Origin of the sequence: Nocardia sp. CA-119907 (assembly GCF_050955995.1) — a bacterium.
Lineage (GTDB): Bacteria > Actinomycetota > Actinomycetes > Mycobacteriales > Mycobacteriaceae > Nocardia.
This window is the reverse complement of record NZ_CP192091.1, coordinates 3357024-3382630: the sequence shown is the minus strand read 5'-3', so window position 1 is coordinate 3382630 and position 25607 is coordinate 3357024. Positions and strand designations below refer to the sequence as shown.

The window sequence follows — 25607 nt, the reverse complement described above, 5'->3', positions numbered from 1 at the left end:
GGACGAGGAAGTGAAGCAGGCACATGTCCCCACATCATCGGATCGGCGCGGACCAAAATGATGTCGGCACAGCGAAATTGGAAAAGGTTGTAATTCGGTTCGCCGGGGACTCCGGCGACGGAATGCAGCTCACTGGTGACCGCTTCACACACGAGGCGGCCGCATTCGGCAACGACCTGGCCACCCAGCCCAACTTTCCGGCCGAAATCCGGGCGCCGCAGGGCACGCTACCCGGCGTCTCGTCCTTCCAGATCCAGATCGCCGACTACGACATCCTCACCGCTGGTGACCAGCCCGATGTGCTGGTGGTAATGAACCCGGCCGCGCTGAAGTCGAATCTGGAGGACCTGCCGCGCGGCGCCACCGTCATCGTGAACACCGACGAATTCACCAAGCGCAATCTCGGCAAGGTCGGCTACGCGACGGATCCGCTCGACGATGACACGCTGAGCGATTTCGTGGTGCACCGCGTCCCGATGACCTCACTCACCCTCGCCGCGACCGAACCGACCGGTGTCGGCAAAAAGGACGGCCAGCGCGCCAAGAATATGTTCGCGCTCGGCCTGCTGTCCTGGATGTACGGCCGCCCGATCGGTGGCACCGAGCGCTTCCTGCGCGAGAAGTTCGCCGCGAAGCCCGATATCGCCGAGGCGAATCTGCTGGCCTTCCGCGCGGGCTGGAACTATGGCGAGACCACCGAAAGCTTCGCCACCACCTTCGAGGTATCCCCGGCCAAGCTGCCGCCGGGCACCTACCGCCAGATCACCGGCAATACCGCGCTCGCCTACGGCCTCGTCACCGCAGGTCAGCTGTCCGGATTGCCGGTCTTTCTCGGCACCTATCCGATCACGCCCGCCTCCGACATCCTGCACGAGTTGAGCAAGCACAAGAACTTCGACGTCACCACCTTCCAGGCCGAGGACGAGATCGCGGGTATCGGCGCGGCGCTGGGTGCTTCGCTCGGCGGCGCGCTGGGGGTCACCAGCACCTCCGGTCCCGGACTCGCACTCAAGAGCGAGACGATCGGACTCGCGGTGATGACGGAACTGCCGCTGCTGATCGTCGATGTACAGCGCGGCGGTCCGTCCACCGGACTGCCGACCAAGACCGAACAGGCCGATCTGCTGCAAGCGCTGTATGGACGCAATGGGGAGTCGCCGGTCGCGGTGCTCGCGCCACGTTCCCCCGCCGACTGCTTCGCCGCCGCGGTGGAGGCGGCCCGCATCGCACTCACCTATCGCACACCGGTGCTGTTGCTCTCGGACGGCTCGATCGCCAATGGTTCTGAGCCATGGTCGATTCCGCGGGTCAGCGACTTGGCACCGATCGATCCGCGCTTCGAGCCGCACGCCGAGGAAGGGACGTCGTTCCAGCCCTATGCCCGTGATCCGGAGACGCTCGCCAGGCCGCTCGCGGTGCCGGGCACCGCGGGCCGCGCGCATCGGATCGGTGGACTGGAGAAGGCCGACGGCAGCGGCAATATCTCCTATGAGCCCGCCAACCACGAGCTGATGGTGCGCCTACGGCAGGCCAAGATCGATGGCATCGCCGTTCCCGAGCTCGAGGTCGACGATCCGGATGGGCGTGCCGAACTGCTGCTGATCGGCTGGGGCAGCTCCTACGGACCGATCGGCGAGGCCTGTCGCCGCGCCCGCCGCCGCGGCGTCCCGGTCGCCCAGGCGCACCTGCGATATCTGAATCCATTGCCCGCCAACCTCGGTGACGTACTGCGCCGCTATCGCACGGTGGTGGCGCCGGAGATGAACGGCGGCCAGCTGGCCATGCTGCTGCGGGCGAAGTACCTGGTGGATGTGCAGCCGTGGACGAAGATCGCGGGTACGGCGTTCTCCGCGCAGGAACTCGTCGGGGTGATCGATGCCGCACTGGACGGGTCGATCGAGGAGATGGAAAACGATAAGGCCTTCGCGGCGCGGGCGCGGGCCACGTACTCGACTGGGGGTAACTGATGACCATCGTCGAAACCTCGCTCATCGGAACCGATCTCGGTCTCACCGGGGTCTCCGGTGTCCCCGCGGCCGACGGGCCACAAAAGGTCAAGGACTTCACCTCCGATCAGGAGGTGCGCTGGTGCCCCGGCTGCGGCGACTATGTGATCCTGGCGACCGTGCGCGGCTTCCTCGCCGAACTCGGATTGCGCAGGGAGAACCTGATGTTCGTCTCCGGGATCGGCTGCTCGAGCCGGTTCCCGTATTACCTCGAGGCCTACGGTATCCACTCCATCCACGGCCGGGCGCCCGCCATCGCGACCGGGCTCGCGGTGACCCGGCCGGATCTGTCGGTGTGGGTGGTGACCGGTGACGGTGACGCGCTGTCGATCGGCGGCAACCATCTGATCCACGCACTGCGCCGCAATGTGAATATGACGATCCTGCTGTTCAACAATCGGATCTACGGACTCACCAAGGGCCAGTACTCCCCCACCTCGGAACAGGGCAAGATCACCAAGTCGACGCCGATGGGCTCGGTCGACCACCCGTTCAACACCCTGTCGGTCGCGCTCGGCGCCGAGGCCAGCTTCGCCGCCCGCGCACTGGATTCCGATCGCGCCGGCCTCACCGAGGTGCTGCGCGCGGCCGCCGAACACCGCGGCACCGCATTCGTGGAGATCCTGCAGGACTGCCCGATCTTCAACGACGGCTCCTTCGATGTGCTGCGCAAGGGCGACGCCGAATCCCGCCTCATTCCGCTGCACGACGGCCAACCGATCCGCTTCGGCGCCGACGGTGAATTCGCCGTGGTCCGAGACGGTTTCGGGCTCGCGGTGGCCCGCGCCGACGAGGTCGAGGAGTCCGACATCATCGTGCACGACGCCTACGCCGACAATCCGGAGTACGCCTACGCCCTCTCGCGTCTGTCCGACCAGGATCTCGGCCATGTGGTGACCGGCATCTTCCGCAATGTCACCAGGCCCACCTACGACGATGCGGTCCGCACCCAGACCACAGCGGCGCGGGAACGCAAACCGGTACAGGCGGATTCGCTGCAAACCCTGCTCAATGGTCCGGAAACCTGGACCGTCGACTAGCGGGGACTAGTTCGGCAGTCCCAGCCGATCCGCGAGCGCGCCGAGGGTTCGATGGAATGCGGCGCGCTCGACGGCGCTGAGATCCGCGGTCGTCTCGGCGTCGATCGCATGTGCCGCTTCGAGGCATTTGCGCAGTAGCGCGCGTCCGTGGGAGGTCAGACTCAGGATCTGACGGCGGCGATCCTCCGGATCGCGCAGTCGATCGATGGCGCCCAGGGATTCCAAGTGGTCGGCCAGAGTGACGACCAGGCTCGGCGCGACGCGCAAGATCTGCGCCATCTCCATCTGCGACGCGGGACCGTTGGCCGCGAGGACATTCAGCATTCCGGCATGTTTCGGCTTGAGACCGAGATCCGCCACGCGGGTACTGAAGCGGTCCGTCAGGAACGCGCCGAGCAGCCCGAGCCGGAAGGTGACGGTCTCCGGCAGATTTTCCGCCTTGACGTTCTTCATGCGCCGCATAATACTGATCCAGAACCATTCAGACTATGAACGATTCTTGGAGTGAAAGATGCAGACCGAGAAGCTCACCAAGTCCGCGATCATCGTCAACGCAATCGGTGCGGGTGTCGCCATGGCATTCAGCACCGCGGCTCTCATCGACCCCACCCTCGTCGTAACCGGCGGCGCGGACTCCCCCGGCGTCGATATGTACGCCCAGGCCTATGCCGCCCGTGCCATCCCACTCGGCGCCGCCCTACTGTTCAGCCTGACCAGCCGCCACAAGCGCGGTCTGCTACCACTGCTGATCGTTTCCGGAGCGGTCCAACTCGGCGATGTCGCCATAGGCGCCGCTCAGGGGGTTCCGGGCATGATGGTCGGCGGCACCGTGCTCGCGTTCATTCATTTGGCAACTGCCGGCCAGTTGGCCCTCGGCAGAAATCGCGGCGCCGCAGCCACCGCCTGAGCCGTGAGACGGCGCAGACACGCGCACAGGACGAGATACGCGATCGACTCGTCAGTAAAAGCTCAACCGTGCAGCTTCTGGAACACCCCCGCGGCCGAAGAGCATTCCTAATGAACCGGGGATCCTTACCCGCCACGACACTTCGCAAGTCGGACGATTCGGGCCGAGCCGGGACGCCGCCTACGTGGCAGCCAGGTCGGAGCTGTGAGCGATCGTCCGGACCAGGTGTCGACGATCAGGCGCGCTTGGCGAACCCCAGGTCGATGACCGCATCGCGTTCTTGTTCGAGTTCGGCGACGCTGGCCTCGATGCGGGTGCGGGAGAAGTCGTCGATATCGAGGCCCTGGACGACCGAGTATGCGCCGTCAGCGCAGGTGACGGGGAATGAGGTGATGAGGCCTTCGGGGATGCCGTAGGAGCCGTCGGAAGGGATGGCCATGGAGGTCCAGTCGTCTGCGCGGGTGCCGAGCGACCAGTCGTGGATGTGGTCGATGGCGGCGCTGGCCGCGCTGGCGGCCGAGGATGCGCCACGGGCCCGGATAATGGCGGTACCGCGCTGTTGGACGGTGGGGATGAAGTACTCGCTCAGCCAGCTCTCGTCGACCATGTCGAGGGCAGGGCGGCCGGCGATGGTGGCCTGAGTGATATCCGGGTACTGAGTCGCGGAGTGGTTACCCCAGATGGTGACGCGGGCGATATCGGCGGTAGGCGTGCCGGTCTTCTTGGCGAGTTGGGCGATGGCGCGATTGTGGTCGAGCCGCGTCATGGCGGTGAAGCGTTCGGCGGGCACATCGGGGGCATTGCTCATCGCGATGAAAGCGTTGGTATTGGCCGGATTTCCGACCACGAGTACCTTGACGTCGTCGGCGGCGCTGGCGTTGATGGCCTGCCCCTGCTCGGTGAAGATCGGGCCGTTGGCGGCCAGCAGATCCGAGCGCTCCATCCCCGCGGTGCGCGGCCGCGCGCCGACCAGCAGCGCGACATTCGCCCCGGCGAACCCGACCCACGGGTCGTCACTGATATCGATCGACTCCAGCAGCGGGAAGGCGCCGTCCTCGAGTTCCATCGCCACACCCTCCAGCGATGCGACCGCGGCCGGGATCTCGAGCAGGCGCAGCCGCACCGGTGTATCGGACCCGAGCATGGCCCCGGACGCGATCCGGAACAGCAGACCGTAGGCGATCTGCCCCGCACCCCCGGTCACGGCGACGGTCACGGGCGCGGTCCGAGCGGCGGTGCTCACGACGAACTCCTTGCGATAGGCGGACACTCGATCCCCACCCTAACGACTCTCACCACCCCCGAACCGCAGTGGTGAGCTACACGACAATCACCCCGGCAAACACATTTACCCCGCTCCCGCGACCAAGAAGCGCGAGTTGACCAGCCCCCGGCGCGACCGTTGCGCGGCACCCAACCGCCCACCAAGGATCCGCGCCCGTGCGGGTTCAAGGGGTATGCGGCACGTCTGATCAGGAATGCTGATGATGGTTTGTGCGCCCCGCTCTGTGGGTGAGTTGTGGGGCACCTGCCGGTGCGCAATGTCGCACCACAAGCGGATTCACATGTCGCGCAGCTCGCCTCTCGCCCGCGGATCCCGCGTGGACCGCCGCCACTGCGCGCACGTCCGCTACGGAGAGGGGCTGTCCGCCAGCGACACTCGACCCACCCGCCAACTCAACCCGCGCACAACGCCCATCAACGCATCCTGCCAACCTCGGCCACGCGCGAAATCCGCTGCGCGCGAGTTCAGCACAATCCCGCGACTTCCTGATCGGTCAGCACGATCGGCGAAACATAATCCTTCGCCCTCGCAAGCCGCACAGCGCGGTACAGCGGACGCTCCTCCAGACCCGCGTCGCGAGCTTCGGCGCGCAGCTGGTGGACGAGCATGGTCGAAACCGCAACGGCCGCGGCGAGTTCACTGGCGGACAGGGCGTCGGCGAGTTTGCGGAGGCCGAGCAGATGTAATTCACGACCGCTGCCCGCATCGGTGTACATCGCCAGCGGAACGACCTGGGATTCGGCGCCGGCGGTGACTCGCAGAACAATTCGGCTCAAACGGGCCGGGTAGACAAGGACCTCCACGCCGTTCGCGGCGGCCAAGTCGACCCGGCGTTCACCGAAGGTGTGTCTGGCGTGAATCGTGGTCCCGGCCAACCACATCCGCCGCCGTCGCAGGGCGATGGCATAGGCAACCGTCGGCACGCCGACGACCACACCGATCGCGATCGCGATCGACCACGGCACCAGCAGCGCCGCGAGCAGCGCGGCACCGACACCCACCCCTACCGCGGCGAGGGCGAGTCGCCGCAGCATGGGTGCGTAGGTTTCGGGTGCGACGAGGTCGAGTCCGACCGTCGGAACCGGTTCGGCTGCGCCGGGATCGATGGGTTCTACGGGCACGGCTGCGCATTCATATGGGTGCGGATGTCGTCTTCCGGCACCGTACTACCCGGCCGGGCGCAGCGCCGCCGCGACAGCGGCGACCGTCTCGTCCAATGGGATCTGGCGCTGCTCACCGGTGGCCATATCCTTCAGGCCGATGGTGTTCTCGGCCAGGTCACGATCGCCGAGGACCAGGGTGAATTTCGCACCGGACTTATCGGCGGCCTTCAAGGAACCCTTGACGCTACGGCCGCCATAGGCCAGGTCGACCCGAATCCCCGCCGCTCGCAACTGCGCCGCCAGCACGACAAGGCGCTGTTTGGCCGCGTCACCCAGCGCCACACCGTAGACCTCGCACCGCGCCGGATCGCCCGCCGATTTGCCCTCGGCCTGCAAGGCCAGAATGGTGCGGTCGACGCCGAGGCCGAAACCGATACCGGACAGCGGCTGTCCACCCAGCTCGGCCATCAGCCCGTCGTAGCGACCGCCGCCGCCGATCCCCGACTGCGCCCCGAGTCCGTCGTGCACGAATTCGAAGGTCGTCTTCGTGTAGTAGTCCAGGCCGCGCACCATGCGCGGATTGACCACATACGGTATGCCGAGCGCGTCCAGATATCCCAGCACCTGCTCGAAGTGCGTCTTCGCCGATTCGGACAGGTGATCGATCATCAACGGCGCGTTCGCCGTCATCTCCCGCACCTCGGGCCGCTTGTCGTCGAGCACGCGCAGCGGATTCAGTTGCGCCCTACGCTTGGTCTCCTCGTCCAGCGGCAGGCCGAACAGGAACTCCTGCAACAGCTCTCGATACTGCGGACGGCAGGTCTCGTCACCGAGCGAGGTGATCTCCAGCCGGAAACCGTCCAGTCCGAGCCCGCGATATCCGGCGTCGGCGATCGCGATCACCTCGGCGTCCAATGCCGGATCGTCGACGCCGATGGCTTCGACGCCGACCTGCTGCAACTGCCGGTACCGACCGGCCTGCGGCCGCTCGTAGCGGAAGAACGGACCCGAGTACACCAGCTTCACCGGCAGTTGGCCCCGGTCGAGTCCGTGTTCGATGACCGCTCGCATAACACCGGCGGTACCCTCCGGCCGCAGCGTGACGCTGCGGTCGCCACGGTCGGCGAAGGTGTACATCTCCTTGGTCACCACATCGGTGGACTCACCGACACCGCGGGCGAACAGCGCGGTGTCCTCGAAGATCGGCAGCTCCACATGCCCGTATCCGGCCAGTCGGGCGGCGCGGATCAAGCCGTCGCGCACCGCGACGAACTCGGCCGAACCGGGTGGCACGTAATCCGGGACCCCCTTCGGGGCGGAGAAGCTGCTGGTCTTGGTCACGATGGTCAAGTTTCCACCACCACCGCCTGTCAAGTCCAACCGGTTAGCCCGCGCGGTAAATGGCCTGCTGAGCAGTCTCAGGAATAGATGGCACAATCCTGTGCCGTACGTAACGGATACGGGAGGAACGTGGTAGTGCCGAGCAACGAACAGCGACGGGCAGCGGCGAAACGCAAGCTGGAGCGCCAGCTGGCCAATCGGGCCGATCGGGCGCGCAAGCGCAAGCGACTCATGATCGCCGGGTCCGTGCTCGGCGTGGTCGTGGTAGCAGCGGCGGCCGTCGGCGTGTACTTCCTGACCAAGAGTGATAACAAACCCGCGGCCATCAGCTGCGACTACCGCAACAGCCAGAAGCCCGCCGATAAGCCGGTCAACAAGCCGCGCACCAGTGGCATCGAGAACACCGGCGATAACGCCAAGCTCAGCGTCAGCATGGAGACCTCCCAGGGCCCCGTCGGCCTGACCCTGGACAACGCCAAGGCGCCCTGCACCGTGAACAGCTTCGCCAGCCTGGCCGGTCAGGGCTACTTCGACAACACCATCTGCCACCGCATGACCGCGGACGAGGGCCTGAAGGTGCTGCAGTGCGGTGACCCGACCGGCACCGGCACGGGCGGTCCCGGCTACCAGTTCGACAATGAGTACCCGACCAATCGGTACAACCCCGCCGACCCGGCGTTGCAAAAGCCGATGGACTACCCTCGCGGCACCCTCGCCATGGCCAACGCGGGACCGGATCCGGTCGACGGCGGTGGCACCAATGGCAGTCAGTTCTTCATCGTCTACGGCGATTCGAAGCTGCCGCCGAACTACACCATCTTCGGCACGGTCGACCCGGACAGCATGGCCACACTGGACAAGATCGCCGCGGGCGGTCAGGACAACTCCAACGGCCAGGGCGACGGCAAGCCGAATCTCCCCGTGACCATCCAGTCGGTTCGCATCGACTAGTGACACGCCCGGTCCGGGCGCTCGCTTCGTTCGGGCCCGCTGCGCAGAATGAGCAGCGGGCCCGAACTGTCATTCACTGGATGAGCCTAGGATAGGCGACCCTAATCGTTCGGTTAGGATGCGCTAAAACCGTAGATACTCCGAAGCTTTCGCCTACCCGCCGGAATTGTGCGATATATGCTGTTAAGCGGCACGCCCACGCGGTTGGTGCCGAGCTTTCTCGGGTAATCTCGAATGAAGGAGAACGCGTAGCGTAGTCATTCCCTGATCGGGCGACCCCCTTGGGAGTGCCACGCGACGAGTCCTCTGGGTGGCCGCGTTTGCAGGCGGGGCACCGACACGACGGATTACAGTTCGGCGTGCCGGCGTCCGTGTCAAGCACCACAACATCCATAGTGATCACTGCAGCATCGGGGAGCAGCCATGTCCGAGGAACTGGACGACATCGGCCGGGAAACCGCGGCCATGATGAGGACTATGTTGCAGCTTGCGACCCTGGTCGCGCTGCGGACCCGGGAGCGTGGTCAGAAAGAAGCCGAAGCCCGCGTCAAGGTCACCGAGGCCCGTATCAAGGAGGCTCGGGAGCTTCAGATCCGTGAGGCCCGAGACGCCAAGGCGAAGGACCCACGCAATCTCGAACTGGCCCGCATGGTCGAGAAATCGGTTCCCGCCCAGGGGATTTCATTGGAGAAGGATCGCTTCTCCGCACAGGCCGAGGCCAGCCGGATGGCCGCGACTGCGTCGGCTCAGTCCAAACCGCTCGTTCGTTACGACTCCCAGGAACGTCGGATGGCAATCGCGGCACATCTCGCTCGCATCGGTATCGCACCGGAGCTAGCGGCGGTGCGGATGCTCATCGAAGTAGGCCAGGGCCAACCGCCCGAAGAAGCGGTTCGCATTCGTGATGAAGCGGCCCGAGCCGCTGCGGCACGGGGCCGGGAACAGGACGCTCGCGGCCTGGAGCGCGTCAGACAGTAAGGCGCACACCGCAAACCAAAACGCCCGCTGAAATCAGCGGGCGTTTCGTCGTTCTCGGGGATCTCACATGCGGAAATCGCCGATGGTCGGATCGCCGAAGAGCCCCTGGGCCGGAGACTTCAGCGGTAGCGGGCTGAGCATGTCCTTGTGGCCGTTGCGCACACTGCAGTACTTGAACGGGCCGCGCGGATCGAACAGCTTGGTCATATGCGGATCGGCGTGGTCGAGGAACCAGATGCTCAATCCGGTGCTCGGCTCCAGTCGGTAGTGCTCCCAGGCGCGCCACAGCGCGTCCAACCGCGCCACCGCCTCGGCATGTTTCCACCACTCCGGGCACCACACCGTTTCACTGATATCGGTGACCTGACGCCGATACACCAGGCTGAGGTAGTTTTCGACGAACTCCACCACATTGGTGTAGATCATGGGCTGTTGCTGCTGCTCGGTCACAGCTCCACCTCGCTACCCCTCGGTTCCGCAGTGCCCGATGGTGCTGTGTCCATGGTTCGCTCCTTCACAGGGGCCGGACCTCCTCGACTTGGCCGTATTCGGGTGGCGGAGCAGCCTTGGTCAGGTTGGGCGAGCCGAACAGGTCGGCGATCTCGGTCTTGCGCCCCGGAAGATGGTGCGAGATCGACTTCTTCACGTCATCAGCGTAGTCGCCCTCCCACCACGGCACGGTGCGCACGAGCACCGCGGGCTGGCCGGAAGTGAAAACGATCGCACGCCCCTGCGGCAAGGTCGCCAATGCGTTCACGGTGAAGGTCTTCGACGAACCCAGTGACCGCGAATAGCTCTTGCCGCCTTTGGATTCCGATACCGAGGAGGAGATCGCGTCGTATTCCCCGATCGCCTCGGACCTGTCTCGCAGGAAGTTCATATCGTCGACACCGGGGCCGAGCACCTTGATATTGGCCGCCGACCACAGCGCGAGCATGCCGTCATCACCCCAGCAGCGCGCACCCTGGGCCCAGGACTGCAACACCGTCATCACCACGATGCCGCGCGAGCCGAAGTGGCTGTACTGCTTGGGCAGATCCTTCCAGCGCACCACATTCGCCGCCTCGTCGAGCACGGCGAGCATCGGAATCGGCAGCCGTCCGCCCGGCGACCGCGAGGCCTTGCGCATGGCCACATCGACCACGGCCTCGGTGAGCGCGCTCACCAGCGGCGCCGCCGAACCGCGGCCCTCCAGCGACAGACTGTAGAGAGTGCCGTTGTTCTCGATGAATTCGAGTTCGTCGAACTGCATGCGGTTATCGCCGGGCAGGATCCACGGATGCACATTCGACAGCTGCAGACACCGGATCATCTTCTTCGCGGTGCCGAAAATGCCGCTCTTGGTGCGTGGATCGGCGTTGTACTGCATCGCGAGGCCCGAGGCCGTGTAGTGCTTGCTCGCATTGCGCAGCAGCTCGATGGGTTCGGCGTCGTTGGGGTTGGTCACCCAATCCCAGACCTGGACGATCGGGCGATTGCCGAGCGCGGCGGCCAGGAACAGCCCGGCCAGCAGATCCTCGGCCTCCGGATCGAAGAATACGTCGCCCTTGGCATCGGAGCCGTTGTCGGCGTCGGCGAAGTGGCCGGCCAGCCGCGCGGCCCGCATCTCGGCGCCGTCGTGGTGGGCGTCCACCCAGTCCAGCGGATCCCAGAACCAGGAGGGCTCCTCCCCCGCGACGCCCTGCGGATCGAAGACGAAGGTGCGACTTCCCTTGGCCTCGCGCACATCTCGGGTCGCGTCGACCACATCGCGCTTATTCGAGGTGGACAGCACCGGGCCGATCGCGGTCAGGATCGCCGGGATCACCCGCGAGGTCGACTTGCCCTGCCGGGGGCCCCAAATGTCCAGGTGCAGGTCCTCATAGGAGCCGTAGAGCATCACCCCGTCGGCGACGCCGATGCCGATCGGTACGCCGGGGCTGTCGTTGTAGCCGAGTCGCACGCCGAGTAGATCGGCCTTGGCCCGGACCCCGGCCTCGGTGAGCGACTTGATGGCGCTGCCGCTGCCCATGACATCGGCCTTGTCGTCGACGGCGAGCCTGCCCACCGCCCGGCGCGCGGCAAGCCTTTTCCGCACCACGAGATAGGCGATGAGCGCCGCGATGACGAGCAGCACGATCACGGTGGAGGCGCGCGGCCAGTGCAACTTGCCCTTGGCGAGATCGGCGACGATCTGGATCGGGTTGATCGGAACGTGCTGCGGGGTGACCGCCATCGCGTTGCCGAGATGCAGTGCGAGCCAGAGGGTTCCGAGCAGCGCGAAACTGGCGTAGATCAGGTAGAGGGTGATATCGGGTCCGACCACGGCCGGATCCTGCACCTTCTTCTTTTTCGCCATGTCTGCCTCCTGTTAGGACCTAGCTATGCGGTTGTCGCTGGTGCGGGTTCAGCGGTACGCGTCTAGCCGCCAGCCCGCTGGTGTGCGTACGACGGTCGCGATCACCGTCGTGGGCGGGAGGGATTCCTTGCGCCCGTTCGGATAGACGACCGTCTGCTCGATCCCGATCTTGAACTGCTCGACGTTCGGATCCGTGCTCGCAGGCGGGCGCTCACCCGACGCGAAGGTGAAGGCATCGATATGCGCCTGTGCCTTGGCCCAGTCCGCCCACTGCAGCGTTGCCTTCGGCGTCTCCACCGCGGTGGGCGTGCTGTCCAGTATGCGGATCAGGCTGGGCCCCAACCATTTCCGCGCACGCGACAGCGAGGCACCCTGGGCCTCGGTGGCGGGCTGCCAGGAGTAGATCTCCTTCAGCGCGGCCACCGCGACGCCATCGGGCGTCACCGGATCGGGTGCGGGCACCTCCTCCAGCAACCGGGTCGTCGACGTGGGTGGATGCGGCGCAGCGGAACCCGCGTCCTTGTCCTTGCTGCCGCACCCTGCACCGAGCATCGCAACGCTCACCACCAGCATCACCACCAGTTTCGCGCATGTGTCATTCAAGGCTAGCCGCCACGGCCGATACTTGGGCGGTCCGCTCACGGCAGACGCTTCGGCGTGTTCGCTTGCCGAGCTGGCGGTTGTCGTCTCCGCCGCGGTCGCGGGTGTCGTCTCCGCCGCGGTCGCGGGTGTCGTCCCCGCCGCGGTCGCGGTTGTCGTCACAGTACCCTCCTCCCGCGGCCATCACCCGGCACCGCAACCTCGGTCACGCCACTGGAATGCCCGGATGCGGCGGGCACGGATTTGATCATTCGTCCATTGCCGGAATAGATTCCGACCTCGGCCGGGCCACGCGGGCCGAACGAACTGAATACCAGATCGCCGGGCTCCAGCTTGCGCATGGGCACCTCGATGCCCGCCTCCCACTGCTGTTCGGCGGTCCGCGGCAGCGTAACCGTGCCCGAGGAGGCCGCGAACACGGCGGCCGAGGTGAGCCCAGGTCCGTCCAGTCCGCCACCGCTCGGTCCCTGCGGACCGCCACCGCCCCAAACGTACGGAGTGCCGAGCCATTGCTGGGCCGCCTGGACGATCTGCCCGCGGCCCGCCCCCTCCTGGGGGGTGAAGCGTCCATTGGAGCCCTGCGCGCGGTACAGCGGTTCCATCGCAAGGATATTCGCGACGTAGGGCTGGGTCTCCGCATAGTGCGCGGACACCAGGTTCGGCATGCCGCCGGAGGCCAGTACCGCACCCTCACCGGCGTTGTAGGCGGCCAGCGTCAGCGCGACGACATCGCCCTGTACCCGGCCCGCGGACTCCCATCCGACGATCTTGCGCGCGATGGCGCACATATAGCGGCCCTGACCCATGATCGCGTCACCGTCGTCCCACACGCTGGCCACACCATTGCCGTCGGCATCGATGACATAGGGCTGACCGTCGTCGGGATCGATACTGGCCGCGGTCCCGGGCAGGAACTGGGCCAGTCCCTGCGCGCCAGCGGGTGAGGACGCGCCGCGCCGGAATCCGGATTCCTGCCTGCCCTGTGCGGCCAGCAGCGAGGGGGTGATCTGCGGGCAGATGGAACCCGCACGGCGGTACCAGATTTCGAGCTCCTGCGGTACCTTGCCCGCCGCCAGCGCGCCGCCCGCCGTGCCGAAGCCACGATTGCAGCGCGGATCGGACGAGAAGGCCCGCGCGCCACCGACATCCGGTGTCGGGGCGCCGTCGAGCCAGGGCAGCGGGTCGATCTGGCGGCCACCGGTGAAGCGCCCGCCCGGGACGATCTCGAAATGCAGGTGCGGACCGCTGGATTGGCCCGCCGACCCGACCTGGGCAATGGGCTGACCGGCGACGACCGTATCGCCGACGTGGACGTGCACACCGCTGTCCCACATATGCCCGTAGACCGCCGAATAGGCGCGGCCGTTGGTATCGACGGAGTCGACGACGATCCAGTTGCCGAAACCGGATGCGGGACCGGCCGCGACGACGCGTCCATCGGATACCGAGTAGATAGTGGTGCCGTCGGTGGCGGCGAGGTCGACGCCCAGGTGCGTGCCGCCGCGCGCGCCGAAGACATCCGACACGGTGAAGGTGCCAACGGCCAATGGCAGGGTCCGGCGGATCGGGCCGATACCGGCGGCCAGCGACGGCGCACCGGTCGCGGTCGGATTGGCCTGCGTGACAGTGGGATTGGTCGGCGTGGCAGACGGACTGCCGGTACGTGCGGCGGAAGTGGTAGCGGCGACTCGGGAATTACCCGGCGCGTAGCCACCCAGCGGCGGCAGCACACTCGACGATCCGAGCACCGAGGAGCCGTCGCACCCGTCGTCCACGGCGGGCATCACGACGACCAGCACCAAGGTCATCAACCCGAGCACACTCGCCAGCGCCAGGTACAGGACGGTCCGCCCGGTCACCGTATCCCCGGCGGCGCCGATCGAACGCAGGACGAATTCAGGTGATTCACCGTTGCCGCCGAGATTCGTTGAGGGTGTCGGCCAGCGTGCGGTTCATCTCCGCCGCGGCGGCCAATTGTTGTTGTAGCAGTGCGACTTTGCGGCGCAACGCGGTCGCGTCGAGGCGCTCCAGACTCGGTCCCTCGGCCGCGCGCACCCAGTTGCGAACCGAATTGGTATGCACGCCGATCTGCTCGGCCACCACCCGACACGCCTCCGATTCGCTGCGCAATTTGCCGGTCAGCGCGATGACCTGTTCGACCGCGGCCTTGCGCACCTCCGGCGATACTCTGCGATAGGACCGGTGCGGCATCATGCGCCCCACCTCACACAGACACCCGGTCTCCATAAGAGTGCGAGCTTTCTCATGCGGCACTCCCACTGGGGGAATCGCCACCGCGCGAAGTGGATTCGGTGAACTCGGAGAAGCGCTGGTTGGTTTCGTGGATACCACTCTCCTTCTCGGACAGGGTGAATTCCATATGGAACGGGATGCCGGGGCGGCGATCCTCACCGATCTTCAGTAGGAATTTGCCGGTACCCGGCGGTGACGGACGTTGCTGGCCGGGTTTGAGCGCCTCACCGGTCAGCGCTTGCGGTGCGGACCATCCGGTCACCATCTCCTCCTCGGCGGATGTGAACGGAACCACGCTGTCCAGGCGCTTGATCTCCTCGCCGGGCAGCGCGCCGAATATCTTGGCGCGCGCGCGTTCGAGGAAGCCGAGCGCCTTCGCGATGGCGGCCTCCGATCCCAGTGCTTGCAGGTCCTTGATGGTGTGGCTGATCATGATCAGCGCGGTGGCGATGGTGCGCTGCAGACGGGTCAGCTCATCGACCCGGTCGACCATGAAGTCACCGAGGCCGAGCACCTGCCACAGCTCGTCCATCACCACTTGGAAATAGCGCTGCGGGCCGAGATTCGCGTCGGCGAGCACATGCGCGGCCTCCACCGAGGCGAATCCGTCGGCCCAGCAGGCCAGCATCACGGCGGCCTTGAGTTTCTTGTCGCCGGTGGGGATGTGCGAGACATCGATGCAGACCGCGACCGCGCTGGTATCGATCGGAACGCTGGTCTGACCGTTGAAGATCGCGCCGAAGGGGCCCTGGGTGAGCGCGCGCAGCGAACGCCGCAGGCCCTTGATGGCGACCTGGTATTCGTTGGGGTCGTCGGCGCCCGCGTCGAGCTGCAATTCCTCACCGCCGCTGACGATCACCTCGAGCAGGTTCTCCATGATGGGCGGCTGGTCCGGGGTGTAGCCACTGCCCGGCCGGTAGAGGATGCGCAGCGCGGTGGCGATCAGGGTCTCCTCGTAGTCGCGCACACGTGCGCCGCGCACGAGTTCCACCAGACCGGCGATGAGTGTGACCTGGCGGGCGCGCAGGTCCTGCAGCACCTGAAGTTGCAGTGCGGGAAACTCGTCCAGCATCGGCACGACCGAACCGAGCACACCCGCGGCGAGCGGGTTGAGCTTGCCGTGGCCGTAGCCGAGGTCGATCACCTGACCGCCGACCAACTCGACCAGCTTGCGGTAGTCGGGTTTCACGTCGGCCAGGATCAGCGGGGTGATTCCCTGCGCAATACCGCCGAGCACGATCCGGCGCACCAGCGAGGACTTACCGAAACCGTTGAGCCCCAGAACGAAAAGGCTCGGCGCGGTGATGAAGCTGCCGCGCAGGAACCAGTTCATCGGGTCGAAGCAGACCGGGGCGCCGGTGTGCAGATGTGAACCGAGCGGGGTGCCGATCAACGGCGCACCGGCGCCGACCGACCACGGCCACAGACCGGCCACCTGGGCGGTGGTGGCCCGGTATTCGACCGGGCGGCCGACGACATTCATCCGGCCGCCACCCGGGCCCAGATAGCCGCGATCGGTGAGTTGGGCCGTGCTGCGGTCGAATCCGTCCTCGAAGACCTGTTCGGCGCGGGCCGCGTAGTTGCGCCGGCGGATGTCGTCGGTGCGGACGCGGAAGGTCGCGAAGGCCGCCCGCAGGCCGCTGCCCTCGCGGCTGATCTGTTCGAGTTTGGCCCGGGTCACATCGTCGAGCAGAGGCGGACCGGACTGTTTGCGCTTATCGGCCCTGGCCTTTGCCCGGCGGGCGGCCTTATCGGTCTGCGGGGTGCCCATCGCACGGTCGGCGGTGTAGTCGACCTTGGCCGCGCGCTGTGCCTCGCGACTCGTCCTGGCTCCGTTGCGATCCGGTCGTGCCACCCGTACCCCCCGTACCGATCGTTGTGGTGCCCCCTCGCGTGCGGGGCGGGCGGTCCTGGCGCCGTCGAGACGGCCACGATCGGCCGAAGTTCGCTCACCGCGGCCGTTTTCGGACCTGCTGCGCCCACGCTCGGATCCGGACTGCGGCCGATCGGCACGGCCACCGTCGGCGGGCCCGGCACCGGAACGCGCCCGACGCTCTGCCGCATCGCGCGACGGTCGCCGCTCCCGATCGGACGTCTGGCCCACCCCGGTCCGCTCGCCGCCGCTCACCCGCGCGGACCGCCGATCCCGGTCGGGCATTTCCTCGATACCCGACCGCTCGATTCGGTCGCCGGTGGGCCGCTGTGCACGTCCCTGCGCGGGGCGGGGCCGACCGTCACCGGTCGGCGGCGCCCACGCATCGTCCTCGGGACGCCCCTTGCCGCGCATAGGCAGCTCGTCCCGTTCGCGTACGGGTGGCTCGTACTCACGTGCCATGGATCGCTCACCCCGCCAAGGCTTTCGGAATTGTCGCGTGTTCCGGCAGGATCACCCCGCAACCGAGCGAGGCCGCGAAGGCCGCCGCCTGATAGCGGTAGCACCGCCGGATCTTCAACCGCGCCTGTGTGGACAGGTCGCGGGTAATGGCTTCGATACGCGGCAGATCGCCGCGCAGGGGCTCGGTAATGGTCACCAGCGCCCCGAAGCGGGTCACACCGTGACCCCGGGCTTGTTCCTCACGGGCCTGCTGGGTGGCGCCCACCCGCAGGGTCGCGGCCGCCGAGACGACACCGCGTTCGCTCTGCTGTGCCACCAGCGCATTCTTGAAGTCGTCATCGACGATTTCGGCGGCGTCGGCGGCCGAATGCGGACGGTACACGATGGCGATGCGCTTGCGCGGCACTTCGGGATTCGGCGCAAGCAGCCGCTGCAGCACCCGTTCGTCCACCGCGCCCTCGGGTGCGGCGTCCATCTCCCAGGTGACCGAGCGGCCGCCGTCGTGCACCAGGTGATCCCACTTCTCGTCGTGCGAGACCGGTCCGGCATCGGCCCAATCCAGCCCGTGCCCTTCGGGTTCGCCCGCGGCGACCTCGAGATCGGCCTGGGAGGCCGGGTCGTAGCTGCGCCGGATGAACGAGATGACCTCATCGGCCGACATCGGCTGGGCGCGCACGCCCGCCTCGGCGAGTGCGGCGCAGATGCCCGGCAGCCGGCGCCCGATCTCGACGGCCTCCTCGGCGGGATTCTTACGCCGCTCGGCGGTGGTCGCCTTGAAGGTGATCGCGACCCGTGGCAGCAATTGCACCCGTTCCTGCGGTAGTTCGGTCGCGAGTTCGTACATCACCTGCTGCGCCAGTTCCGGCGCCTCCGGCCGGGTGATGGTGGAGACCTCGGTGAGCAGCCGGTTGCCGGTTTCGGGCACGGTATCGATCACCGGCACCACGGCGACGATGTCACTGGTCTGGCCGACCGAGGCGAGGAAGGTGCCCCAAGCCGAGACCCAGCGATCGATGACCGGCTGATCGACGGCCTCGTGGCCCTGCGGCCACGCCCGCAAAACCACTGTGTACTGGGCGAATTGCGGTAGGTGGATCATGCCGAAGCTGTAGCCGCCCGCATCGATGCCCTCATAGAGCTTCGAGGGCGCGAGCAGCCCGGGTAGCCGGGTGACACCGCCCGGAATCCGCGAGAACCGGCCACCCCGGTACACATGCTCACCGCGGCTGCGTGAGCGCATCCAGTTGAACATCATCAATCCGTTCTCGTATCCGGAGCGGCCCCCGGTCCGCCACACCAGTGGAACCATCACGACAACGCCGGTACCGCCCACGATCAGACCCCACTGGAACCCGCCGACCATGGCGCAGATCAGGGCCGTGATCACGACGACGAAGCCGATGACGGTCTCTTCCCAGCGCAGACCGAAAAGGCCTGCGCTGCGCGGCTTCTGCCACAGTCCGTACGAGCGGCGCTCGTAGGGATCGCTCGTCGTCATCGTCATCGCGGAATGGTGCTCCTCCCGAGGTCGGGCGAACGATTCGCCCAACGGTCACCGGCCACATCACCCATGGCCTCATCGGCCCGGGTCAGCGGCGCGGTCGCGGCGCGGGCCGCGCCGATCGCGCCCGCCGCCCTGGACGCTCCGGACGGTACTCCCGCCCCGCCCTGCGGGACGGAGGCGCGCGGAGGTGCGCCCGTCGCGGCACCGCCGCCGCCACCGCCACCACGCGGCGGGACCGGACGCGGAGCGCCACCGCCACCACGCGGACCACCCGCGCCGCCCGGCGGCCGCGGACCGGCGGACGAACCGCTGACATAACCCGCCGAACCCGGTGCGGCACCCTTGACCGAGACCGCCTTGGTACCCATCGCACCCAAAGCGCCTACCGCAAGCAAGGTTCCACCCGCCGCGGTGAGGCCGGAACCACCGCTACCCACGATCGCGACCGCGGGCGTCACCAGTCGCATCAGCGCGGGCAGCACGAACGCGACACTGCACAGCAGCACGATCGCGACCAGCATCCGCTGTGCCTGTTCACCTTCGGGCAGCCCGCCGGTATCGGTCAGCGAATCCACATGGCCCGCAGTGGTGAACGCGATCATATAGACGATGGCGGCCACCGGTTTCCAGAGCATGAACGCGATGATCCAGCCGATCAGCTTCTGATAGGACTGCTTGCCGACATTCATGCCGGACGCGGCCGCCGCCAATGGCAGCACACCCGCCGCGATGAGCAGCAGACCCTGCCGGACGATGGCGAGCACGATCTGTGCCAGCGCGCCGAGCAATCCGACGATCGCGATGATCAGCACCAGACCCGGCGAAAATGCCTGCAGCTTACTGGTTTTCACCATCAGCTCGGCCAGGTCCTTGGCATTGCCATTGGTCGAATCGTTGATGATCCACTCGGAGAAGCGATCCGAGGCCTGGGTACCGGCGACGATGACGGCGCCGAGCATCCAGGAACTGAAAACCACACGGGCGAACATGCGGAACGATTCGGCCGCCTCGTTCATCACGGCGCCGCGTCTGGCCTCGGCCAGTCTGGCACCGGACAGGATCACCGAGGCTATCAGCAGCAATATCTGCGCCTGATAGGTGTAATCGTTGATCTTCACGAACAACGAACCGTTATCGCTGGCCGCCTCGTTGGGGACCTTCATCCAGAAGGTCAATGCGAGGATGATGGCCTCGCCGAGGCCGTTCATCAGCGAATCGACGACCTTGCCGAAGGTCGAATCCCAGGCCTTGTCCTTGACCGCGTCCGCGGCGCTGCGGGGATGCGAGACGGCGTTACCCGCCTTGCACGCGGCCGACGCGGCGTCACCGAGGGATACCCCCGGCAGACCGACGTTATCGAGGGTGTCGTGCAGTTCGTTGCACGTATCGTCGAAACCGTAGGTCTGTCCGTATGCCACCGTCGGTGTCGCGATCATCACCGTGAAGATGACCGCGAAAATCGTGACTAGACGCCTCACCATTGTGTCCACCCCTCGATGCTTCGCAGGGAATCGATCTGGACTTGCTGCTGTCCGCTCACCGCCGTGAGCTTCCAATCGCCTTCGCGCCATACGACTGCCAGGCGCATGCCGACCCATGTTGGTTGGCCATCAGCTGTTTCTCGGGCCTTTCTCGCAAACTGGACGATCGCGGAATCTTCGGTATAGCTCTCGATTCGGAACGCATCCGAAGCGAACAGCAAGGGTCGCAACTTGTCCGGCAGTCGATCCGAGACCTTGCCCTCGGCCACCAGTCGGTCGTAATCGGCCAGATAGTGCGGCGTGACCTCGACCAGCCGCAGCAGCAGGTCACGGTCGCGCGGGTTGGCATTGGTGCGCCAGTAGATCTGTTCGGCCGCCAGGGCGGCGCCCTGCGGCGTGTGAGCGAATCCGACGGCTGCCTTGCCGTCGATGCGTGCCGGACCATCGGAGGCGGAGAACCGCACCACGGGTCCGCCGAACACGCGCTGCCACACGCCTTGTCCACTGGCGGGCTGCGGTGCGGCGGTCTGCCAGGTCGGGGCGCCCGGCTGCTGTCGCAGTGCGGGATTCTGTTCCAGCGCAACACCTACGCCGTCAACGGGCACATCCACCCGACGGCCGAACATGTCGACGTCCGGGTTGCCGAACCCCACCGCACCGGTCTCGGGCACATTCTCCGAACTTGTTCCCGTCTTGGACACCAGGTCGCCGCCAACGGCGTTGTCCCGCATCGCGACCACGGTCACCGCGACCGCGACGACCACCGCGAGCAGCGCGCCGACGCCGAGCACCGCGAGCGACGAACGGTTGCGTGCCGGACCCGATCCGGGCCCCGGGCTCACCATTTCGTCCACCCGTTCAGCGATTCGACGTACTCGGTCTGCGCGTTATTGGACACGGCCGGCTTGAGCCGCCAGTCCCCCGCATCCCAGATCATCACCAATCGCAGGGCTGCCCACAGCGGCTTGCCGTCCACCGCGGGACCGCGGGTGGCGAACTGGATGATCGCCAGATCATCCGCATAGTTCTCGACCCTGAACGCATCCGAGGCGACGAAGTACCGAGTTATCTTCTCCGGCTGCTGTTCCGGCAGCTTGTCCTGGGACAGTGCCTTGTCGTAGGCGGCGATCTGCTGGGCCGAGACGCGCACCTGGCGGACGTAGAGGTCGCGGTCGGCGGGGCGGGCGTTGAGGCGGTAGGTGATCTGGGCCGCGGCCAGCACCGCGCCCTGTGGGGTGTGCGAATAGCCAACGGCCAGACCGTCTTCGATGCGGGTGGGTCCGTCGGAGGTGGAGAAGGGAACCGAGGCGCCGTAGACCCGCTGCCAGCCGTGCGGTGCCGTGGTGCCCTCCGGGGCCGCGGTCAGCCAGTCCGGGTCGGATGGCTTGCGCTGGCGGGTCGGATCCTGTGGAAGTGGTTGTCCGGCAGGGTTGTTCGGGATATCGACGCGCCTGCCGAGGATATCCACGTCGGGGGTCGCGAAACCCTCCGCACCGGAACCCGCTGCGGCGGCCTTGTCGCCACCGGAACCCGAATCGTCCCGCCCGATGAAGACGAATATGCCCACCACAATGATGAGCACCACCACGGCCGCGGACGCGATGACACCGAAGGAGACGCGATCGCGCGGGGACGACTCCTTCTCGCTCATGCCGGTGCCTCCAATTTCACTATGTCCGTGGGTAATTCATCGACCGACTCAATGGGCCGTGCGGTCGATTCCGGGTCGGGCAGCCGTAACCTCCAGTCGTTGCCGAACCACTCGACGGTGGTGTGATTCACCGCCTTGGAGGCGTCCGAGTATTCGGTATAGACATCGACGGCCGATCCCGCGTCGGTGTAACTGGTGATCTTGTAACCCAGCAGTCTCGGCGCGTATTCGGGCGCTGCCGGGCCGGTGATCGAGAGCTGCAGGCGGTTCACCGACCACTCGTCTCTCGCCTGGTCCGGCACCACCTCGAGGCGCACGATATCGGGCCACTGGCTGTCGCCGGCGATCGACAATCGCACCGTGTGGACGATCGCCGCCAAGGCCGCACCGGTCGGCGAGTGCTCGAAACCCGTTGCGGCGCCATCGCCCGTCTTCTTGGGCCCCTGCGCGGCGTTCGGAAGTGCGACGCCCTGGAACGGCTGCCACCGCACCTGGGTCGGCGCGGCCGACAGGTTCGGGCCGGAATCGCTGTCACCGCCCCCGCAGCCGACCGTCGCCAGCAGCAGGGCGGCACCGAACACGCCCGCCGCGGGCGTGCGAATGCGCCGTCGCCGCGCGATGAGGTGGTTTCGCGGGTGCTCACACGGCTCTGCTGTTGCGCGCGACCGGCGAGCGGTCGCCAGCGGTGTGGAATTCATGCCAGGGCCGTCCCCATCCCGGTTCACGTCGGCAGGAACGCCAACGCGATCCCCGAGGCCGTGCTCGCCACCGCCGCCCCGAGCAGACTCATCAATACGCCGTGCGAGGCGTCGTTCATCGCCAGATCGCTCCGGAATGCGATCCACAGGCGGCCCGCGGAGACGATCATCCACGCCAGGCACACCAGCAGCACGAACCAGAGCAGCCAGTTCAGCAGCTGCATCAGCGGTTGCAGCACTTCGGCGGGCATCTGCTTGTAGGCGAGCAGTTCCGCCGCGGACATTCGCACGGTCGACATCGTCGACATCAGGTTCCGATGACAGCGTTCATGATGGTGCCCGCGCTGGTCGCGACCACCCCGCCGATCATGGCTCCGGCCACCATCTTCGGCGATTCGAGTCCACCACCGGTCCACTTCTCCCATGCGAACTTGCCGCCCGCGTAGGTGATTCCGCAGATTCCGGACAGCAATACGAACCAGGTGAGGTACCGGACCAGCTGCAAGATCTTCTCCGAGCCGGGAGGCGCCTCCGGGGTCGGGTTACCGACCTGAGCCAGGACAGTGCCGTACGTGTCCTGCACGGCGAGGAGAATCATGCTCATCGGCTGCCTTTCTGGGTAGGAGTTGTGGTCATCGGTCCGGTCCGGCGGTCAGCGTCGTGCTCATCGGTCGCCCTCCTCGAAAGATGTACCGCTATCCAGGTTTTCGCGTACCACCGCAACGATATCGGCGCCGAGTTCCCGGAGTTCGAGCGGAACTTCCTCGAGCGGATCGATCCTCTTCTTCTTCGGCGGAAGCTCGTCGCCGGGGGTCCAGATGGGCAGCTTCTCCGGTTCGACCAGAGTCCATTCCTCGTACCACGGGATCTGCCAGACCTGGCCCGCGAGCGAGCCGACCACGTCGCGGTAGCGGCGGATCTCGGCGGGCAGGCGACCCGGACGGGCGGCGACGGTGATCAGACCGAGCACCTCACACGATCCGGCGAAGCCCGAATGATGTTGGCGCAGAAGGTCATGCGCGCGGGTGAGCCCGGTAATGGTCTCCCTGGCCACCAAGACGACAAAGGGTGATTCGCGGTCGAAGACGCCGGGCCAGCGGCGGCCCGAATCCGCCGCGGGCGCAAGCACATGCGCGAGGGTACTGGCTCCCGCACCGCCGTGCACACCAAGCAGCCACCACAGCGGCGCCCGGCCGACGCCGGGTACGGGACGGTCCCAGATGGGTGCGCGACGGGATTCCGGTGGGGCGACCACACCGGCCCGAGCGGCTTCGGATCGACGGCGAAGTTTCATGGCGGCCGTCATGATGCCACTCCGGCGAGCAGCCGCCCATAAGCACGGCGCGTCTCGGCGGCCAGCGATGCGTGGCGCACGAGTTCACCGCGCGCCAAATGCGGATCGTAGGGAATCTCCCTGATATCGCGAACCCAGCCGGACAGATGCTCGCGCAAATGGTCGGCAACATGCGAGTCCGCACCCGACATCTGGTGTGAGACAACAATTGTGGTATCGCCGACGATGCCGGCTCCCTGCCCCTCGGCCGAGTCGCCGAACTGGTCGTCGAGCCATTCCAGGGTGACTCGCAGCCGGTTCGCCGCATCGGCGCGCGCCGGAATGGCAAGTACCAGAGCGACATCCGCGTCATCGAGCAGCGGCCGCAGCTGCCGTCCAGCAATCGGGCTGCCGCCGTCGTAGACCGCAGTGTACCCGGCGTCATAGATCGCGCGCGCGACTGTGAGATATGTGGCACGCCGACGCAACGGCGCGGCGTCGCGCCACAGCAATCCGATGCCCGAACTCGCCTGCGACAGACACTCCTTCAACGGCGCCGGTTCATCGTTGCCACGTCCGTACAGCCACGACTGCAGACTGATCGGGTGCAGGTGCTCATCGGCTCCGCGTAGCGCCAGATCACTGCCCGCCGCGGTCGCGTCCACCGCCACCGTCGGCGTACCCGCCATGCCCAACTCCCCGGCCAAACCCAATGCCGTGGTTGTCGTCCCCGCACCACCACAGCCTCCGACCACCAGAATCGAACGCTGCGTCGGTTCCGCGGACTCGCTCTCACCGCGCTTGCTACGCCGCAGTCGCACCACCGGAGCCTTGGATGGCGCATGCCGGTCCGACGAATCACCCGCATCGGGCGCGTCATCGAGCCAGCGGCTCCAGTCGTCTCCCATCGCTATCAGCTCTCCCTACTCATCCGGCCGCGATGCCCGTGATGAGCGTGCGGCCGTCGACCATCGCCGTGGTGACGGTCTGCTTGTTGTACGTGGCGGGCGCGCCGCCGGGCCGGTACTCGGTGACCTCGACCGAATACCGGTTCTCGGTGATGGTCTGGATCCGCACACAGTGCGTGGTGCCGACCGGAACGGTGTCGATGCCGTGCTGGATCACCTCGGCGGCGGAGATATTCGAATCCGGCGCGACCACCGCCCGGACTCGCTCGCCGGAGCGTTCCACGTAGTAGGCGTACTGAAATGCCAGGATCGCGTCCGGTCCGGACTCGGTGCCACCGGGTTCGGCACTGCGCACGATGCGGTCGGCGCGTTCTGTGGGGCAATCCGAAATGCCCCGGGATTGAACGCTGCCCGCGGTGAACTGCATCGAGGGCACGACCGGTGCGGCGCCGTGCTCACCGGAGGAACGGAGGAGATAGACCGCGCCCGCGGCGGCAGCTGCCAGCAGCAGCACGGCAATGACGAGCACCGCGACCACCCGGGCACGCCGTGCGGATGGGTGATCGCGTGCTTCCTGGCGCAACGCCCGCGTCGCGCGCGCGGACCGCGCGACGCCACCGTTGTCGTGTTCGTCCTGCGGCCACGGGAACTGGACGAGTTCGCCATCGCGCGGCCCGATGTAGTCGTCGTCGGGGCCGGGCGCGTGCCCGGCGACCCAGTCCGACCAGCCACCGGTGAATTCGCTGCGATGGGAGCCCAGATCGGCCGGAACCTCATTGCGCGCGCGCATTTCGTCGGGATCCTCTTCGCGAATGTAGTGCGGATACCGGGCCGGGCCGTCCTCATCGCCCGGCATCTGCAATCCCGCCTCGTCGTGTTCTGGCGGGTTGGACACATCCGCTTCCGGCTCCAGCGCGCCGTACCAGCGCGACAGCTGTTTGTACGACTTCAACAT

The 25607-nt window shown here is 66.8% G+C and carries 25 protein-coding genes; 5 read left to right on the top strand and 20 right to left on the bottom strand.

Annotation, left to right across the window (positions count from 1 at the left end; translation table 11 throughout):
• The first annotated feature begins 23 nt into the window (after positions 1-23).
• Together ACQP2D_RS14995 and ACQP2D_RS14990 are read left to right on the top strand one after the other, a co-directional pair.
• Positions 24-1967, top strand: a complete 1944-nt coding sequence (locus ACQP2D_RS14995) for a 2-oxoacid:acceptor oxidoreductase subunit alpha (protein WP_433684301.1) — start codon at positions 24-26, stop codon at positions 1965-1967.
• Positions 1967-3046 carry a 2-oxoacid:ferredoxin oxidoreductase subunit beta gene (locus tag ACQP2D_RS14990; protein WP_433684300.1) on the top strand — a complete coding sequence of 360 codons (1080 nt, stop codon included), beginning with the start codon at positions 1967-1969 and terminating at the stop codon, positions 3044-3046. The genes ACQP2D_RS14995 and ACQP2D_RS14990 overlap by 1 nt, the downstream gene beginning before the upstream one ends.
• A 6-nt stretch (positions 3047-3052) precedes the next feature.
• Here the strand turns inward: ACQP2D_RS14990 and ACQP2D_RS14985 are convergent, their stop codons facing one another.
• Entirely contained in the window at positions 3053-3499 is a 447-nt protein-coding gene (locus ACQP2D_RS14985; RefSeq protein ID WP_433684299.1) for a MarR family winged helix-turn-helix transcriptional regulator, read from the bottom strand.
• A 58-nt stretch (positions 3500-3557) separates the two neighbouring features.
• Between ACQP2D_RS14985 and ACQP2D_RS14980 the strand changes: the two genes are divergently transcribed.
• The gene (locus ACQP2D_RS14980) at positions 3558-3953 is read left to right on the top strand and encodes a hypothetical protein (RefSeq protein ID WP_433684298.1); all 396 of its coding nucleotides are present in this window, start codon (positions 3558-3560) and stop codon (positions 3951-3953) included.
• A gap of 235 nt (positions 3954-4188) precedes the next feature.
• Here ACQP2D_RS14980 and ACQP2D_RS14975 read toward each other — a convergent pair whose 3' ends face one another.
• From ACQP2D_RS14975 to hisS, 3 genes are all read right to left on the bottom strand, one after another.
• Positions 4189-5196 (bottom strand): malate dehydrogenase, encoded by a 1008-nt coding sequence (locus tag ACQP2D_RS14975; protein WP_433684297.1) that lies wholly within the window; start codon positions 5194-5196, stop codon positions 4189-4191.
• Between the two features lie 506 nt (positions 5197-5702).
• Positions 5703-6359, bottom strand: a complete 657-nt coding sequence (locus ACQP2D_RS14970; RefSeq protein ID WP_433684296.1) for a hypothetical protein — start codon at positions 6357-6359, stop codon at positions 5703-5705.
• A gap of 45 nt (positions 6360-6404) precedes the next feature.
• Positions 6405-7682 (bottom strand): histidine--tRNA ligase, encoded by a 1278-nt coding sequence (hisS, locus tag ACQP2D_RS14965; protein ID WP_433685658.1) that lies wholly within the window; start codon positions 7680-7682, stop codon positions 6405-6407.
• Positions 7683-7817: 135 nt separating this feature from the next.
• Between hisS and ACQP2D_RS14960 the strand changes: the two genes are divergently transcribed.
• Both ACQP2D_RS14960 and ACQP2D_RS14955 read left to right on the top strand, forming a co-directional pair.
• Entirely contained in the window at positions 7818-8633 is an 816-nt protein-coding gene (locus ACQP2D_RS14960) for a peptidylprolyl isomerase (protein WP_433684295.1), read from the top strand.
• Between the two features lie 423 nt (positions 8634-9056).
• On the top strand, positions 9057-9611 hold the full coding sequence (locus ACQP2D_RS14955; RefSeq protein ID WP_433684294.1) for a hypothetical protein: 555 nt from the start codon (positions 9057-9059) through the stop codon (positions 9609-9611).
• 63 nt (positions 9612-9674) lie between these two features.
• Here ACQP2D_RS14955 and ACQP2D_RS14950 read toward each other — a convergent pair whose 3' ends face one another.
• The 16 genes from ACQP2D_RS14950 to ACQP2D_RS14875 form a co-directional block, all read right to left on the bottom strand.
• On the bottom strand, positions 9675-10061 hold the full coding sequence (locus tag ACQP2D_RS14950) for a DUF4913 domain-containing protein (protein ID WP_354950769.1): 387 nt from the start codon (positions 10059-10061) through the stop codon (positions 9675-9677).
• A 64-nt stretch (positions 10062-10125) separates the two neighbouring features.
• Positions 10126-11949: a type IV secretory system conjugative DNA transfer family protein gene (locus ACQP2D_RS14945; protein WP_433684293.1), complete on the bottom strand. Its 1824-nt coding sequence runs from the start codon at positions 11947-11949 to the stop codon at positions 10126-10128.
• 48 nt (positions 11950-11997) lie between these two features.
• Positions 11998-12711: a hypothetical protein gene (locus ACQP2D_RS14940; RefSeq protein ID WP_433684292.1), complete on the bottom strand. Its 714-nt coding sequence runs from the start codon at positions 12709-12711 to the stop codon at positions 11998-12000.
• Positions 12708-14408 (bottom strand): peptidoglycan DD-metalloendopeptidase family protein, encoded by a 1701-nt coding sequence (locus ACQP2D_RS14935; RefSeq protein WP_433684291.1) that lies wholly within the window; start codon positions 14406-14408, stop codon positions 12708-12710. Before ACQP2D_RS14935 ends, ACQP2D_RS14940 begins: the two co-directional genes overlap by 4 nt.
• Before the next feature lie 46 nt (positions 14409-14454).
• Entirely contained in the window at positions 14455-14763 is a 309-nt protein-coding gene (locus ACQP2D_RS14930) for a transposase (protein WP_355178213.1), read from the bottom strand.
• Positions 14764-14812: 49 nt separating this feature from the next.
• Positions 14813-17137, bottom strand: coding sequence for a hypothetical protein (locus ACQP2D_RS14925; protein WP_433684290.1), 2325 nt, complete (start codon positions 17135-17137; stop codon positions 14813-14815).
• A 7-nt stretch (positions 17138-17144) separates the two neighbouring features.
• Positions 17145-18635: an SCO6880 family protein gene (locus tag ACQP2D_RS14920; protein WP_433685657.1), complete on the bottom strand. Its 1491-nt coding sequence runs from the start codon at positions 18633-18635 to the stop codon at positions 17145-17147.
• Between the two features lie 2 nt (positions 18636-18637).
• Entirely contained in the window at positions 18638-20122 is a 1485-nt protein-coding gene (locus ACQP2D_RS14915; protein ID WP_433684289.1) for a hypothetical protein, read from the bottom strand.
• Complete coding sequence (locus ACQP2D_RS14910; RefSeq protein WP_433684288.1) at positions 20116-20967, bottom strand: hypothetical protein; 852 nt, start codon at positions 20965-20967, stop codon at positions 20116-20118. The genes ACQP2D_RS14915 and ACQP2D_RS14910 overlap by 7 nt, the downstream gene beginning before the upstream one ends.
• The gene (locus tag ACQP2D_RS14905; RefSeq protein WP_433684287.1) at positions 20961-21773 is read right to left on the bottom strand and encodes a hypothetical protein; all 813 of its coding nucleotides are present in this window, start codon (positions 21771-21773) and stop codon (positions 20961-20963) included. The genes ACQP2D_RS14910 and ACQP2D_RS14905 overlap by 7 nt, the downstream gene beginning before the upstream one ends.
• A complete protein-coding gene (locus ACQP2D_RS14900) occupies positions 21770-22471 on the bottom strand; it encodes a hypothetical protein (protein WP_433684286.1) in 702 nt (233 codons plus the stop codon). Before ACQP2D_RS14900 ends, ACQP2D_RS14905 begins: the two co-directional genes overlap by 4 nt.
• 23 nt (positions 22472-22494) lie before the next feature.
• On the bottom strand, positions 22495-22770 hold the full coding sequence (locus tag ACQP2D_RS14895) for a hypothetical protein (RefSeq protein ID WP_354950750.1): 276 nt from the start codon (positions 22768-22770) through the stop codon (positions 22495-22497).
• Positions 22771-22778: 8 nt separating this feature from the next.
• Positions 22779-23075: a hypothetical protein gene (locus tag ACQP2D_RS14890; RefSeq protein WP_040692318.1), complete on the bottom strand. Its 297-nt coding sequence runs from the start codon at positions 23073-23075 to the stop codon at positions 22779-22781.
• A 60-nt stretch (positions 23076-23135) separates the two neighbouring features.
• Complete coding sequence (locus ACQP2D_RS14885) at positions 23136-23777, bottom strand: DUF6668 family protein (protein WP_433684285.1); 642 nt, start codon at positions 23775-23777, stop codon at positions 23136-23138.
• Positions 23774-24652 (bottom strand): MinD/ParA family ATP-binding protein, encoded by an 879-nt coding sequence (locus tag ACQP2D_RS14880; protein WP_433684284.1) that lies wholly within the window; start codon positions 24650-24652, stop codon positions 23774-23776. The genes ACQP2D_RS14885 and ACQP2D_RS14880 overlap by 4 nt, the downstream gene beginning before the upstream one ends.
• Before the next feature lie 19 nt (positions 24653-24671).
• Complete coding sequence (locus ACQP2D_RS14875; protein ID WP_433684283.1) at positions 24672-25607, bottom strand: hypothetical protein; 936 nt, start codon at positions 25605-25607, stop codon at positions 24672-24674.

What these genes read in the sequence shown, in the direction of transcription:
- ACQP2D_RS14875 (WP_433684283.1), bottom strand. Translation starts at nt 25,607, where the DNA reads ATGTTGAAGTCGTACAAACAGCTGTCGCGCTGGTACGGCGCGCTGGAG.
- ACQP2D_RS14900 (WP_433684286.1), bottom strand. Translation starts at nt 22,471, where the DNA reads ATGAATTCCACACCGCTGGCGACCGCTCGCCGGTCGCGCGCAACAGCA.
- ACQP2D_RS14945 (WP_433684293.1), bottom strand. Translation starts at nt 11,949, where the DNA reads ATGGCGAAAAAGAAGAAGGTGCAGGATCCGGCCGTGGTCGGACCCGAT.
- ACQP2D_RS14995 (WP_433684301.1), top strand. Translation starts at nt 24, where the DNA reads ATGTCCCCACATCATCGGATCGGCGCGGACCAAAATGATGTCGGCACA.
- ACQP2D_RS14905 (WP_433684287.1), bottom strand. Translation starts at nt 21,773, where the DNA reads ATGAGCGAGAAGGAGTCGTCCCCGCGCGATCGCGTCTCCTTCGGTGTC.
- ACQP2D_RS14895 (WP_354950750.1), bottom strand. Translation starts at nt 22,770, where the DNA reads ATGTCGACCGTGCGAATGTCCGCGGCGGAACTGCTCGCCTACAAGCAG.
- ACQP2D_RS14910 (WP_433684288.1), bottom strand. Translation starts at nt 20,967, where the DNA reads ATGGTGAGCCCGGGGCCCGGATCGGGTCCGGCACGCAACCGTTCGTCG.
- ACQP2D_RS14930 (WP_355178213.1), bottom strand. Translation starts at nt 14,763, where the DNA reads ATGATGCCGCACCGGTCCTATCGCAGAGTATCGCCGGAGGTGCGCAAG.
- ACQP2D_RS14885 (WP_433684285.1), bottom strand. Translation starts at nt 23,777, where the DNA reads ATGACGGCCGCCATGAAACTTCGCCGTCGATCCGAAGCCGCTCGGGCC.
- ACQP2D_RS14985 (WP_433684299.1), bottom strand. Translation starts at nt 3,499, where the DNA reads ATGAAGAACGTCAAGGCGGAAAATCTGCCGGAGACCGTCACCTTCCGG.
- ACQP2D_RS14920 (WP_433685657.1), bottom strand. Translation starts at nt 18,635, where the DNA reads ATGACGACGAGCGATCCCTACGAGCGCCGCTCGTACGGACTGTGGCAG.
- ACQP2D_RS14990 (WP_433684300.1), top strand. Translation starts at nt 1,967, where the DNA reads ATGACCATCGTCGAAACCTCGCTCATCGGAACCGATCTCGGTCTCACC.
- ACQP2D_RS14980 (WP_433684298.1), top strand. Translation starts at nt 3,558, where the DNA reads ATGCAGACCGAGAAGCTCACCAAGTCCGCGATCATCGTCAACGCAATC.
- ACQP2D_RS14955 (WP_433684294.1), top strand. Translation starts at nt 9,057, where the DNA reads ATGTCCGAGGAACTGGACGACATCGGCCGGGAAACCGCGGCCATGATG.
- ACQP2D_RS14915 (WP_433684289.1), bottom strand. Translation starts at nt 20,122, where the DNA reads ATGGTGAGGCGTCTAGTCACGATTTTCGCGGTCATCTTCACGGTGATG.
- ACQP2D_RS14925 (WP_433684290.1), bottom strand. Translation starts at nt 17,137, where the DNA reads ATGGCACGTGAGTACGAGCCACCCGTACGCGAACGGGACGAGCTGCCT.
- ACQP2D_RS14880 (WP_433684284.1), bottom strand. Translation starts at nt 24,652, where the DNA reads ATGGGAGACGACTGGAGCCGCTGGCTCGATGACGCGCCCGATGCGGGT.
- ACQP2D_RS14890 (WP_040692318.1), bottom strand. Translation starts at nt 23,075, where the DNA reads ATGAGCATGATTCTCCTCGCCGTGCAGGACACGTACGGCACTGTCCTG.